General features: G+C 68.5%; 13 protein-coding genes. 1 reads left to right on the forward strand and 12 read right to left on the reverse strand.

Features of this window, described 5'->3' with window-relative positions; all coding sequences use genetic code 11:
- Positions 1 to 26: 26 nt before the first annotated feature.
- The 6 genes from E7V67_004775 to E7V67_004800 form a co-directional block, all read right to left on the reverse strand.
- Positions 27 to 1,778, reverse strand: a complete 1,752-nt coding sequence (locus E7V67_004775; GenBank protein WUR14422.1) for an ATP-binding protein — start codon at positions 1,776 to 1,778, stop codon at positions 27 to 29.
- The gene (locus E7V67_004780; GenBank protein WUR14423.1) at positions 1,775 to 2,809 is read right to left on the reverse strand and encodes an ATP-binding SpoIIE family protein phosphatase; all 1,035 of its coding nucleotides are present in this window, start codon (positions 2,807 to 2,809) and stop codon (positions 1,775 to 1,777) included. The genes E7V67_004775 and E7V67_004780 overlap by 4 nt, the downstream gene beginning before the upstream one ends.
- Positions 2,794 to 3,210, reverse strand: coding sequence for an anti-sigma regulatory factor (locus E7V67_004785; GenBank protein WUR14424.1), 417 nt, complete (start codon positions 3,208 to 3,210; stop codon positions 2,794 to 2,796). The genes E7V67_004780 and E7V67_004785 overlap by 16 nt, the downstream gene beginning before the upstream one ends.
- Positions 3,211 to 3,231: 21 nt before the next feature.
- Positions 3,232 to 3,588: an STAS domain-containing protein gene (locus E7V67_004790; GenBank protein ID WUR14425.1), complete on the reverse strand. Its 357-nt coding sequence runs from the start codon at positions 3,586 to 3,588 to the stop codon at positions 3,232 to 3,234.
- A 7-nt stretch (positions 3,589 to 3,595) separates the two neighbouring features.
- Positions 3,596 to 4,462: an STAS domain-containing protein gene (locus E7V67_004795; GenBank protein WUR14426.1), complete on the reverse strand. Its 867-nt coding sequence runs from the start codon at positions 4,460 to 4,462 to the stop codon at positions 3,596 to 3,598.
- Between the two features lie 141 nt (positions 4,463 to 4,603).
- The gene (locus E7V67_004800; protein ID WUR14427.1) at positions 4,604 to 6,400 is read right to left on the reverse strand and encodes a glycoside hydrolase family 2 TIM barrel-domain containing protein; all 1,797 of its coding nucleotides are present in this window, start codon (positions 6,398 to 6,400) and stop codon (positions 4,604 to 4,606) included.
- Between the two features lie 95 nt (positions 6,401 to 6,495).
- Between E7V67_004800 and E7V67_004805 the strand changes: the two genes are divergently transcribed.
- Positions 6,496 to 7,632 (forward strand): hypothetical protein, encoded by a 1,137-nt coding sequence (locus E7V67_004805; protein WUR14428.1) that lies wholly within the window; start codon positions 6,496 to 6,498, stop codon positions 7,630 to 7,632.
- Positions 7,633 to 7,644: 12 nt separating this feature from the next.
- On the opposite strand, the gene E7V67_004810 is transcribed toward E7V67_004805, so the two are convergent.
- From E7V67_004810 to E7V67_004835, 6 genes are all read right to left on the reverse strand, one after another.
- Positions 7,645 to 8,649: an FAD:protein FMN transferase gene (locus tag E7V67_004810; protein ID WUR14429.1), complete on the reverse strand. Its 1,005-nt coding sequence runs from the start codon at positions 8,647 to 8,649 to the stop codon at positions 7,645 to 7,647.
- 11 nt (positions 8,650 to 8,660) lie between these two features.
- On the reverse strand, positions 8,661 to 8,975 hold the full coding sequence (locus E7V67_004815) for a c-type cytochrome (GenBank protein ID WUR14430.1): 315 nt from the start codon (positions 8,973 to 8,975) through the stop codon (positions 8,661 to 8,663).
- A gap of 64 nt (positions 8,976 to 9,039) precedes the next feature.
- A complete protein-coding gene (locus E7V67_004820; protein WUR14431.1) occupies positions 9,040 to 9,537 on the reverse strand; it encodes a nitrous oxide reductase accessory protein NosL in 498 nt (165 codons plus the stop codon).
- Positions 9,534 to 10,358 carry an ABC transporter permease subunit gene (locus E7V67_004825; GenBank protein WUR14432.1) on the reverse strand — a complete coding sequence of 275 codons (825 nt, stop codon included), beginning with the start codon at positions 10,356 to 10,358 and terminating at the stop codon, positions 9,534 to 9,536. The genes E7V67_004820 and E7V67_004825 overlap by 4 nt, the downstream gene beginning before the upstream one ends.
- Positions 10,342 to 11,304, reverse strand: coding sequence for an ABC transporter ATP-binding protein (locus E7V67_004830; GenBank protein ID WUR14433.1), 963 nt, complete (start codon positions 11,302 to 11,304; stop codon positions 10,342 to 10,344). The genes E7V67_004825 and E7V67_004830 overlap by 17 nt, the downstream gene beginning before the upstream one ends.
- Positions 11,285 to 12,538, reverse strand: a complete 1,254-nt coding sequence (locus E7V67_004835; GenBank protein WUR16230.1) for a nitrous oxide reductase family maturation protein NosD — start codon at positions 12,536 to 12,538, stop codon at positions 11,285 to 11,287. The genes E7V67_004830 and E7V67_004835 overlap by 20 nt, the downstream gene beginning before the upstream one ends.
- Positions 12,539 to 12,543: the final 5 nt, after the last annotated feature.

Consider the following 12,543-nt stretch of genomic DNA (forward strand, 5'->3'; position numbering starts at 1 on the left):
GGAGCGCGGGTACCTTCATGATTTCTCTAGTGTACATGACACAGGGCGTTCAATTGTGCCAACAGATCCTCCCGTGCGACCGGTTTCGCCAGGTAGGCGTCGGCCCCCAGCGAGAACGCTTTCTGGCGGTCGGCGACCTCGGAGGCGATGATGACGGGAACGTGCTTGCGCCGCTCGTCGTTCTTGGTCTGCGCCAGCCAGCGCCAGCTGTCCTCGCCGTGCAGGTAGAGATCGAGGATGACGGCGGCCGGTTCCTGCGCGGCCCAGGCTTGCTCCGCTTCCCACATGCTGCGCGCGCAAACGGCGCGGTAGGGCGTGTTGCGGAAGAAGCTGCGGTACAGCAGCATCGTCGAACGATCGTCCTCGACCACCAGCACGGGAATACCGGCGGTGTCGGCCGGCGCCAGCGTGCCGCGGAACGCCAGCGGATCGGGCATCGTGTCGTACGCGAGCGGGATGGTGGCGGAGAACGTCGAGCCCTTACCTGGCGCGCTGCGCAGCGTGACGGAACCGCCCAGAAGTCCGGCCAGGCGGCGGCACAGCGGCAGGCCGAGGCCCGTGCCCTTGACCTTGTGCTGCAGGCGGTTCTCGACCTGCGAGAACTCCTCGAAGATGATCTGCTGGTGCTCTTCGGCGATGCCGATACCGGTGTCCTCGACGTCGAAGCGTACCGCGTCGCCTTTCGGCAGCACCGTCGCGCCGACCTTCACGTAGCCGCTTTCGGTGAACTTCAGCGCGTTCGAGATGAAATTGCGCAGGATCTGCGACAGCTTGGCCTCGTCCGTCATCATCGTGATGGGCGTGGCGAGTTCGTCGAACAGCAGTTCGACCTTGCTGCTGACCAGCAGCGGGCGCAGCATGCCGCGCAGCGCCGAGAACATGTCGCCCACCTCGAAAGCGACCGGGCGCACGTCGATCTTGCCCGCCTCGATCTTCGCCAGGTCGAGCAGGTCGTCCACCAGTTCGGTCAGCGACTCGGCGCCCTTCAGGATGAACTTCACCTGCTTTTCCTGTTCCGGCGTCAGCTCGCCGTCGACCCGCTCCAGCAACAGCCGCGACAGCGCGCGGATCGAGCTCAGTGGCGTGCGGAACTCGTGGCTCATATTGGACAGGAAACGCGTCTTCATTTCGTCCGCGCGGCGCAGGTGGTCGGCCTTCTCGTCCAGCTCCGCGTACAGCGCGACGACACCGCGGTTGGTGTCCTCCAGCTCGCGCGTCAGCTGCACCAGTTCGTCCTGGCGTGTCTTCAGCTCGGACAGGGTGGCGAGCAGCTCCTTGTTCTGCTGCTGCATCTCGGCCAAGGTCACGTTGGGCGAGAGCGCCACCAGCTGGGCCCCCATCGCGCCGATCGCGACCGGGGTGACCAGCGGCGCATCGTGCGGCAGCAGCTTCTTCAGCGTGACGACGGTGCCGCCGCTGCCCGTGCGGATGTCGAACTGGTCCATCAGGCGGCGCGCGCCCAGGATGCCCATGCCCATGCCGGTGCGCGACTGGTAGCGGCCGGACAGCACCAGGTCCACGTCGGCGATGCCGGGGCCCTGGTCTTCGATGCGGATCACCAGCAGCTGCGGCACCGTCTCGCCCTCGATCGAGAATTCGACGCGGCCGCTGCCGGCGTAGTTGTAGACGTTGCGTGCCAGTTCCGAGACGGCGGTGGCGATGCGGGCCTGATCCTGGTTGGCGAAGCCGCACAGCTGGGCGATCTGGCGTGCGCGCTGGCGCGACGTCACCACGTCCAGCTCTTCTCGCACCGCCAGGTTGAGGATGCGCAGGCTCATGGCGTCCACCCCTGGCGGTCGCGCAGTGCCAATACCGTCACGTCATCGCGCCCGCGCGTGAAGTCGCGGTACAGCACCCCGGCGATGACGGCCGGGTGGCAGCGCGCCAAGCCGGGGTAGTCGCCCAGGTTCCAGCGCGCCGTCAGGCCATCCGAATGCAGCACCAGCAGGCTGTCCGCATCCCACGGCGCGGCGAATTCCTGCACCTTGCGCATATTGCTGCCGACGATGCCGTTGTGCGACAACAGCTGGCGCCGGTCGTCGCCGCCGAACAGGTGCGCGCTGATGTTGCCGATGCCGGCGAACGTCAGCTCGTCGCGCAGCATGTCGAAACGCACCGCTGCCACGGCGGCGCCGCGCGTGGCGCGCAGTGCCGCATGGGCGTCGTCCAGGATGATGGCGGCGCCTTGGTGTGCGCCTTGCATCGCCACCGCGCAGGCCAGTTCGGAAGCCTCGGCGGCCAGCGGGCCGTGGCCGAGGCCATCGGCCACGATGGCGGTGGCGCTGGTGGCGTCGCCGGCCAGCGCCCAGCTGTCGCCGGCCACTTCCTCGCCGCGCATCGGCAGGCACACCGCGCCGCAGTGCAGCGCGCGTTCGGGACGCACGGCGCCGCGCTGCCACAGCGCCATCATGACGACGGTGCCCTTGCCGGGTGCGCTCCAGATGTCGAACTCGCAGGCCAGGCGCTGCATGGCGCCCATGCCGACGCCGTAGCTGCCCGCCGTGGAGGTGCCGTCCGCCATGCTGTCCGCCAGGCTGGTGATGCCGGGGCCGCGGTCCAGTGCCAGGATTTCGATGCCGTGCGCGTCGCCGCAGCGCAGTGGCCGCAGCAGGATCTCGCCATGGCCGGCATGTTTCAGCACGTTGGTGGCGGCCTCGCTGACGACGATGGCGACCTCGCCGGCGTCGGTCTCGTCGAAGCCCAGGCGCGCGCACAGGTCGGCCGCGGCGCGGCGCACCGAACCGACCTGGCTCGCCTCGGCCACGGGATGACAGGTCTGCCTGCCTTGTGCCGCTAGAACGGTTTCCATTTGCTGATCTTTACTGTCGTGCCTTGGCCGGGTGCCGATTCGATGTCGAATTCGTCGGCCAGCCGCTTGGCGCCGGACAGGCCGAGGCCCATGCCGCCGCCGGTCGTGAAACCATCGGTAAGCGCCTGCTTCAGGTCCGGAATGCCGGGCCCGTGGTCGATGAAGGTCAGGCCGATCCCCTGGCGCATGCCATTCATCAGTTTCATCATGTGTGCTTCGCCGCCGCCGCCGTAGCGCAGCGTGTTGCGGGCCAGTTCGCTGGCCGCCGTGATCATCTTGGTCTGGTCGATCAGGCTGAAGCCGGCGGCGATCATCTGTTCGCGCACGGACTGGCGCAGCCGTACCACGTCCTCGTCGGACCGGATCGGCAGCACCAGCGCGTCGACGTCGTTATTGCTCAAGGAAGCCGCCTTTCGATGAGGTTAGTCCGCCTGCCGCTGGAGAAGGGCGACGCCTTTTTCCACGTTCAGTGCCGTTTGCACGCCATGCAGGGTCAGGCCCAGCTCCACCAGCGTGATGGCGACGGCCGGCTGCATGCCGACCAGCACCGTGCGCGCGTCGAGCACGCGCGCCATCGCCGCCGTGTTGCTGATCATGCGGCCGATGAAGGAATCGACGATGTCCAGCGCCGAGATGTCGATCAGCACGCCGCGCGCGCGGTCCTTGACGATGCGGCTCGTCAGGTCGTCCTGCAAGGTCATGGCCAGGCGGTCGTGCATGTCGACCTGGATGGTGACCAGCAGCAGGTCGCCCATCTTCAGAATGGGGATGCGTTCCATGCGGGCCTCAGGCTGCCTTGTCGGTGCGGGTGACCGTCGCACCCACGCGCTTCAGCGCCACCAGGAAGGCATCGGCCAGCGTCGCCTTGGTCGTCACGTCTTCCAGGTTGACGCCCAGGTGCACGATGGTCTGCGCGATCTGTGGGCGGATGCCGCTGATGATGCAGTCGGCGCCCATCAGGCGGGCGGCTGCCACGGTCTTGAGCAGGTGCTGGGCGACCAGCGTATCGACGGTCGGCACGCCGGTGATGTCGATGATGGCGATCGACGCGCCCGTCTCGATGATCTTCTGCAGCAGGTTTTCCATCACCACCTGGGTACGCGCGCTGTCCAGCGTGCCGATCAGCGGCAGCGCCAGCACGTCCTTCCACAGTTGCACGACGGGCGTGGACAACTCCAGCAGCTCCTGCTGCTGGCGCAGGATGACGTTCTCGCGGCCCTTCTGGTATTGCTCGACCGTGTACAGGCCCATGCGGTCGAACAGGGCGCCGCTGTCGGTCAGCTCCGCCGCCAGCGCGTTGGCGTCGCCGGCCAGCGCCGTGCGCAGCAGCGCGAACACCGGTTCCTTGAGGGCGAAGATGAACGTGGCCGTTTCGGTCGGCGAGTAGCCCTGGCGCACGCGCGCGGCGGACATCTCCGCCAGTTGTGCGCGCACGTCGGCAAACGCGGAAGCGTCGAAATCGTAGCCCTGGCCCTTCTCGACGGCCTTCACGACGAGCGGCAGGAAGCGGCTCGCATGCTGGCGGATGTCCGCTTCGGCGGCCTTGTCACGGCGCACCAGGCGGGACAGCATTCCGCCCAGCCAACCTTCCAGCAGGGCCTCCTGATTGTCATTGAGGATTTTGGCCAGGTGGCCGGTCGTTGCCATGCTCATACGGTCTCCAGCGAAGAGGGAAAATTACAGTGAACGAGCAAGTGTAGCAGGTCGGAACGGCAACGAAAGAGACGATTGGAAATATTTCCTTTCAATACAGCTTTGATGGCACTTTGGTAACGCTACCGTGGCGTGGTAGCGTCAATCATGCCGGTCGAAGAACAGCGCCCGGTGCAGCGCGGCCAGCTCGTCGGGGTCGAACTTCGGCTGGCGGTCGTAGGTCAAGAGGCCGTTCTGCTCGTGTTCCACGTCGATCAGCTGGGTGTAGCAGATGCCGGCCAGCGCCGTCAGTGTGGCGATGCCTTCCATCAGGTCGCGGTAGCGCAGCCACAGCTCCGCCGTCGTACGGGCGTTGCCGTAATAATCGAACAGGCGGTCGCGTTCGGCTTCGGGCACGCCGGCCGGCTGCATCAGGAAGCCGCCCACTTCGCTCAGCACGATGGGCTGGCCGCGGTAGGCACCGCCGGGCAGGAACAGCGGCTTGTCCTTGTACCAGCCCTTGTCGGGCGGCTGGCCGGTCTGCTGGGTGGTCGCATAGCGCGCCACCAGCTTCTCGGCCGGCTGCGAGTAGTCGTGGATCGAGCAGACGTCGGTCAGGTTGGTGTGCTCCCAGCCGTCGTTGTCGATCACGTCGCGGCTCGGATCGAGGCGGCGGGTGCGCATCACCAGGCGTTCCAGGAAGGCCTGCTGGCTGGCATGGCGCTTCAGGGCGGGGAAGCCGAAGCTCTCGACCACGGGCACCCAGGCCACGATGGAAGGATGGTTGACGTCGCGCGCCACGGCGCGCTCCCATTCGGCCAGCAGGGCTTCCTCCGCGTCGAGCGACCAGTTGCGCGCGTTCGGCATTTCCTCCCACACCAGCAGGCCAAGCCGGTCGCACCAGTACAGCCAGCGCGGCGCCTCGATCTTCTGGTGCTTGCGCACACCGTTGAAGCCGAGCCGCTTGATCCATTCGACATCGGCGCGCAGCGCCTCGTCCGACGGCGGCGCCAGCAGCGTATCGGGCCAGTAACCCTGGTCCAGCACCATCAGCAGGAAGGTCTTGCGCCCGTTCAGGTAAAAGTGTGCGTCGCGCGACGCGAAGCTGCGCAGGCCCACGTAGGCCTGCACGCTGTCGAGCGTGGCGCCGTCACGTACCAGTCGCAGGCGCAGGCCGTACAGGTGCGGGTCGTCCGTCGACCAGGGCCTGGCGTTGTCGATGGCGACGCGCAGTGTGGCGCTGGCACGCGCCGCCGCGGTGCTGGCGCGGGCAACGACCGGCGCATCCTGGTCCAGCGACGCCAGCACGTCCAGCTGCACGGTCCAGCCGCCGGCCGGCGCGTGCAGCTGCACTTCCAGCGCCAGCGTGCCGTCCGGGTCGGCCGCGGTCAGGCGCATCGCGTCCAGCCGCATGGCCGGCACGGGTTCGAGCCACACCGTCTGCCAGATGCCGGTGGTGCAGTAATAATAGATGCGCACCGGCTTGCCGGAGGACGACTGCTTGCCGCGCGGCTGGCAAGGGTCCTGGCGGTCCTTGACGCGCAGGGTGACGCGGTTGCTGCCGTCGCGCAGGAACGGCGCGATATTGAACGAGAACGGCACGTGGCCGCCGCGGTTGCGGCCGGCCAGCAGGCCGTTGATCCACACCTCGGTGGCGTAATCGACCGCGCCGAAGTGCAGCAGCAGGTCGCCCTCATCCGCGCGCCAGCCGGGCGGCACGTCGAAGCTGCGGCTGTACCAGACGATTTCGTGAATGTCCTTGCTGCCGATGCCGGAGCGTTCGCTCTGGTAGGGGAAGGGCACCTCGATGGACAGCGGCAGCGCGCGGCCGTCGTGCCAGCCTTCGCTCTTGCCGATGTCGGCATCGTCGAAGGCGAATTCCCAGGTGCCGTCGAGGCTCAGCCAGGCGTCGCGGCGCCACTGGGGGCGGGGGTGCAGGTCGCGGTCGGAAGCGTTCATGTCCGGCATATTAGCGAAGCTTGCTGTTGCTTGCAGCAGCGGTGCGCGGGGTAGCGTGGCTTCTTTCCGCGCGCAATTTACGGCATACTGCGCGGATGTTGCACAAAAAATCACTCCTGTTGGCGCTGTTCGGTCCTGCGCTGCTGCCCTTGACCTTGTCTTTGTCCTGCGCGGCCGCGCCGATCGTGCTGACCAAGGGCGAAACCTCCGATTCGATCAACCGCATGTACGCGAGCCCGGCGGGCGACCTGTGCCTGGCCGGCCAGCGCTTCGATCCGGAAGGGGATGCGCGCACGCGCGGCCTGATCCTGCTGGTCAGCCTGAGCAAGCAACGCGTGCTGTGGCAGCGCACGGTCGAGCCGCCGGATGAGAACGAAGGCAGCCGCTTCATGGCCTGCCGCACCGACGGCCAGCTGACCTATGCGGCGGCCAATGTCGATACCAGCACGATCCGCACCGATACGCATGGGCTGGTATATGTCTACCAGTTCGACACGGCAGGCAAGATGGCCAAGCCGGTCAGGCTGGCGACGACGGCCGACAACGCCTTTGTCTACGACCTGGACGTGGATGCGGATGGCGTCAGCGTCATCGGCATGGCGCAGGACGGGCGCGCGCAGCGCAGGACCAATGGCATCTTCCTGGCCCGTCTCGATGCCGGGATGCGCCCGGCCGGCACGACGAAGCTGCCGACCGGCGCCTATGACTGGAGCGCGACCGGCCGGCTGAGCGGCCGCACCGCGCTGTTGGGCGGCAATTTCGCGCCGGCCGCGATCTCCGGTGGCGACTGGCCGCACGACTACGCCGTCTCGAAGATCGTCGCCGGTAAGTACAGTTTCAGCGTACGGCCGCAGCGCGGCAAGCGCGGCGAGATCGCCACCACGATCACGGCCGCCAACGAGATCGTCTCGCTGGGCGTGCAGGGGACGGCAAGCCGGCTGACGGTGGTGGGGGCCGATGGCAAGGTAAGCACCGACACCGCCGTGCGCAGCACGTTGTGCGAGGTCGGCTCGCTGGCCGCGACCGCGAGCACCGTGTATGCCGTGCGCGCGCCCTGCGGCGACCCGACCAGGCCGCACCGGCTGGTTGCCATCGACCGCGCCAGCGGCAGCGAGACCGCCGTCGGCGCAATCGTGGGGGTGCCGCAGGAGGTGTTCGTGGCTGCCGACCGGGTGCTGGTCGTGACGAAAAAGGGCGACGACACGCTGCTGCTCGAGACGCTGCAGCGCTGAGCCTGCCGGCCGCTATCTGGCGTGCGCCAGCCGCGCCTGCAGGGCGGGCGACACATGTACCCTGCGTTCCGTATCGACCAGCAGCACCTCGCGCAGGCCGAGCCGCCGCGCCATCGCCTGCCAGCCCGCCGCGCCCGTGATGAACAGCGGTTTCGAATTGCCGTCCGAACGCAGCCCCACGTCCTGGCCGCCCGAGGTGACGATCGTGACCGACGCCACCAGGTCGATCGGGTAGCCGGTGCGCGGGTCGATGATGTGCGGGCGCCGCTTGCCGTCCTTCATGAAGTAGCGCTCGTAGTCGCCGCTGGTGCCCATCGCCTCGTTGTCGCGCAGCGGCACCATGACGAGCGTCCCGGCGCCGCGCGGGTCGCGGATGCCGACCTGCCACGGCCTGGCGCCGGGCTGGCCGATCGCCAGCACGTTGCCGCCGATATTGACCAGCGCCGCGCGCACGCCGCCGGCGCGCAGGATGGCGGCGGCACGGTCCAGCGCATATCCCTTGGCGTAGCCGCCCAGGTCGATCATCACGGCCGGATTGACGCTGCTGATCGTGGTGCCGGCGTAGCGCAGGTCGTCCAGGGTCGGATGGGCGTCGACCCAGCGCCGGATTTGCGCCGCGGGCGGCGCCTGCGGGCCGAACGTGCTGCTCTGGAAGCCCCACAGCCGGATCAGGTGGCCGATGGTGGGATTGAACAGGTAGTCCGACTGGGCCGACAGCCGGGCGGCCGATTGCAGCAGGCCGACCATCTCGGCATCGGCCTGGAACGGTTCGCCCCTGGCAATGCTGTCGTTCAGCGCCGTCAGCATGCTGGGCTGCCAGGCGTGGTACTTGCGGTGCAGCCGGTCGAATTCGGCCAGCACGGCGCCGGCCAGCGCGTCGGCGCGCGCGCGCGAGCCGTCGTAGATCGTCACCTCGACCGTGGTGCCGAACACGTGGCCGCTTATCTTGTGGCGCGGCGGTTCGCGCGTGCAGCCGCCCAGCAAAATGACGAATGCGATCAGCAGCAGCCGCGCCATGACATTGCTCCTCAGCTGCTCTTGGCGACCATGAAGTCGACCACGGCCTTGACTTCGTCGTCCTTCAGCGCCGGGTTGCCGCCGCGCGGCGGCATCATCTTGAAGCCGTTGATGGCGTTGGTGTAGACCGTTGCCTTGCCCTTGGCCAGGCGCGGCTTCCACGCGGCCTTGTCGCCCACCTTCGGCGCGCCCAGCACGCCGGCACCGTGGCAGGACATACAGGTGGCCTTGTAGGCCGCTTCGGCCTTGGCATTGTCGGCCGCGCCGGCCAGGGAAGTGCCGGCGCCCAGCACCAGCGCCGCCAGCAGTTTGTACTTGTTCATCATCGCTCTCTCTTCATCATTGGGTCGGCAACAGCCGACAGGGTTGGGGGCGGACTGGCCGCCCGGATCAGTGGCCATGCGCCGGCGCACCCAGCGTGGCCGGCGACAGGTCGGCAAAGGCCAGCACCCGGCCGCCTTCGCGGCCGGCAAAGGCCTCGGCGTCGGCGCGCTGCGCGAACGGCACCACGGTCGGGCCCATCGAGCCGACCGCGCGGCTGCCGACCACGTAGACCGCCGCGCGCGCGGCGATCCAGTGCCCTTGCGGGCGCCGCCAGTCGGCCTTGCCCATGTCCTGCACGAAGGGCACCGCGGCACCGCGGGTCTGTTCGGGCGCCAGCATGGTGCGCAGCAGCTCGACCACGTCGCAGAAATAGTCGGTCTTGCCGTCGCCGTAGCGGATCTGCGCTTTGGCGCCGGGATAGTCGCGCAGCACCATGCCGTCCAGGGCACAGGCGCTATCGGCGGCCGGCTCCAGCGCCTGCAGCGAGGCAGCCTGGCCGCAGCCGGCCAGCAGCGCCGCCAGCAGCAGGCGGCGCCAGCGCGGCGTGGATGTGATCTTGTTCATCGAAATCTCCAGTAAGCGAAAGTAAAGGGCAGGGCGATCCAGGCGGCCATGACGGCGCACAGCGCGGCCGGCCGGGTCCAGCCGGGCGGCATCACGGTGGCGAGGCCGTACATGCCCTGGGCCTGATCGGAGCCGAACACGTTCAGCAGCCGGAACACGTCGGCCGGGTTCAGCATCAGCAGCGCGGCGAAGACGCCGCTGTCCAGGCCACCGTTGCTGGCCACCAGGGCGCCCATCAGCAACAGGTCGAACACCAGCACGAAGAAGAACCACAGCGCCAGCGCGGCGCCGCTGGCGCGTACCCGGTCGCCGGCCAGCACGGATACGCACAGTGCGATGCTGAGGAAGGCCCACCCCATCAGGATGGCGCTGCCGACGAAGTACGCGTAACGCCAGCCGTCGGCCACCGTCAGCTGGGCGGAGAGCGGCAGCACGCCGACGCCGAAGCCCAGCGCCGTGGCGCTCGCCAGCGCGGCGGCCAGGCCGAGGTATTTGCCGCACAGGATCTCGAAGCGGCTGATCGGCATCGACAGCAGCAGCTCCAGCGCTCCCCGTTCGCGTTCGCCGACGATGGTGTCGTAGCCCAAAATCAGCGCGATCAGGGGCACGAGGTAGATCACCAGGCTGGCCAGACTGGCGATGGTCGGCTCGATGCCGTGGAACCCGACCTGGCCCTGCTGGGCGGCGCCGAAGTAGCCGATCGCCAGCGCGAACACGGCGAAGATGGCGGCCACCGCCAGCAGCCAGCGGTTGCGCAGCCGGTCGCGCCATTCCTTGGCGGCCACGATGGCTGCCTGGCGCCATTCAAACGTGTTCGACATGGCGTGCTCCATAGCCTAGAAATACCTGCTCGAGGGTCGATTCGTGCACCGCCACGTCGGCTGCGTGCGGCACCAGGGCGGCGAGCACCGCCATCTTGGCCGCGGCCGGACAGCGCACGGTAACGCGACCGGAAGCTTCGTCCCATGTGAGGCCGTTGTCGGTACGCGCAGCGAGCAGCAACAATGCCGCCACCGTCGCGGCCCGGCGTTCCGGCGCAACGGTGGCGTCGATCCGCAGCGGCAGCGCGACGGCCGTGCGCAGCTGAGGCAGGGTGCCATGCGCCACCACCCGGCCAGCCTGCAGGATCGCCAGGTCGTCGACCCGTTCCTGGATCTCGGCCAGGATGTGCGAGGTGATGACGATGGTGGTGCCGCCGGCCTTTGCCGCGGCCAGGATCGCGTAGAAATCGGCGATGCCGCGCGGGTCGAGGCCATTGGTGGGCTCGTCCAGGAACAGCAGCGCCGGCTCACCCAGCAGCGCCTGCGCCAGCCCGAGGCGCTGGCGCATGCCCTTCGAGTAGGTGTGCACGGGCCGCGTGGCGGCCGCGGCATCCAGGCCCACGCGCTCCAGCAGCCCGGCGCATTCGGCGCGCGGCACGCCTTTCAGGTCGGCGAACAGCCGCAGCACCTCGTTGCCGCGCAGGTTGTCGTAGGTGACGAAGTTCTCGGGCAGGTAGCCGATGCGGCGGCGGGCCTGGCGGAATGCGGCGGCGGCGGTGGCCTGGCCCAACACACGTACGCTGCCGTGCGTGGGCACGATCAGGCCCAGCATCAGGCGGAACAGGGTGCTCTTGCCGGCGCCGTTATGGCCGATCAGGCCGAACATGGCGCCGCGCGGGATCGCCAGCGAGACGTCGTGCAGCGCCTCCAGCGTTTGAAAGCGGTGCGTCACGCCGTCGACGGCGATGGCGGCGTCGGCAGGAACATCAGTGGGGGAACAGGTCATGCCATTTCTTCCAGTGGGTCGAGGCGGGCCGCATGCGCGGATGGCGGTCGACGACGCTCGGCGCGCGCAGCAGGGGGAACTGGCGCGCGACGAAGCGCAGGGTTTGCAGCGCCGGGCTGGCGCTGAGCAGTTTCATCAGCGGGTAACGCCAGCTGAGCCGGTCCACCAGGTCGTTCGCTTCGTACGGCACGTCGCCGCTGGCGTCGCCGTCCTGGTCCCAGCCGCTGTAGTTGCTCCAGTAGTTGCCGCGTTCGCGGCCCCACAGCACGTCGCGTGCCGCGACGAAGCGCACCTGTTCTTCGTTGCCGATGAAGTCGTTGTCGTCGACCCGGTTGTTGGACGAGCCGGCCGACAGATGCACGCCGGTGCGGTTGTTGATGACGAGGTTGCGCCGCACCACGTTGTATTCGGCGTCGTAGATGAAGAAGCCGCGGTCGTTGCCGGCGACGACGTTGTCCTCGATGACGGAATCCTGGATCGTGCGCAGCATGATGCCGTGGTCGGCATGGCCCCAGGCCACGTTGCGCCGCACGACGATGTCGCGCACTTCCATCAGCGCCAGGCCGGCGCGGCTGCGATACACCTCGTTGTCTTCCCAGGTGCTGTGATTGGTGTTCATGTAGTGGGTGCCGTAGCGCACATCGTGGATGCGGTTGCCGCGGAACAGGGCGTCGCGCGAGACGTCCACGTAGATGCCGTCGCGGCTGTCGCTGACGCGGTTGCCGATGACCTGGGCGCCGCGCGTGGCATATACCTGGATGCCGTTGCCGCGCGCGGCGGACAGCAGGTCGGCACGGCCACGGATCACGTTGCGCAGCAGGCGGGCGTCGTCGCTGCCTTCCAGCCAGATGCCGAACAGCGAGGCGAGGATGTCGCAATCGGCGATCGTCACGCGGTGGCTGCCCGGGGTCACGTAGATGGCGGCGTTCTGCGCGGTCAGGTCGATACCGCTGTCGCGCACCACCAGCCCGGCCACGGTGACGCCCGCGGCCGTGATGCGAATGGTGTCGCCGCTGCCGCCGGCGCTGATCGTCGGCTTGCCCTGGCCCTGCAAGGTCAAGGGCTTGTCGATGCGCAGGTGCTCGCGGTAGGTGCCGCGCGCCACCAGTACCGTGTCGCCGGGCCGCGCTCGCTCGATGGCGGCGGCGATCGACTGGCCCGCCGCCACCGGCACGACGGCCGCGCTGGCGCTGCCGCATGCCAGCGCGAGGAGCGTGGCAATGCGCCGGGCGATGCGCT

It is taken from the genome of [Empedobacter] haloabium, from assembly GCA_008011715.2.
GTDB lineage: Bacteria > Pseudomonadota > Gammaproteobacteria > Burkholderiales > Burkholderiaceae_D > Rugamonas > Rugamonas haloabia.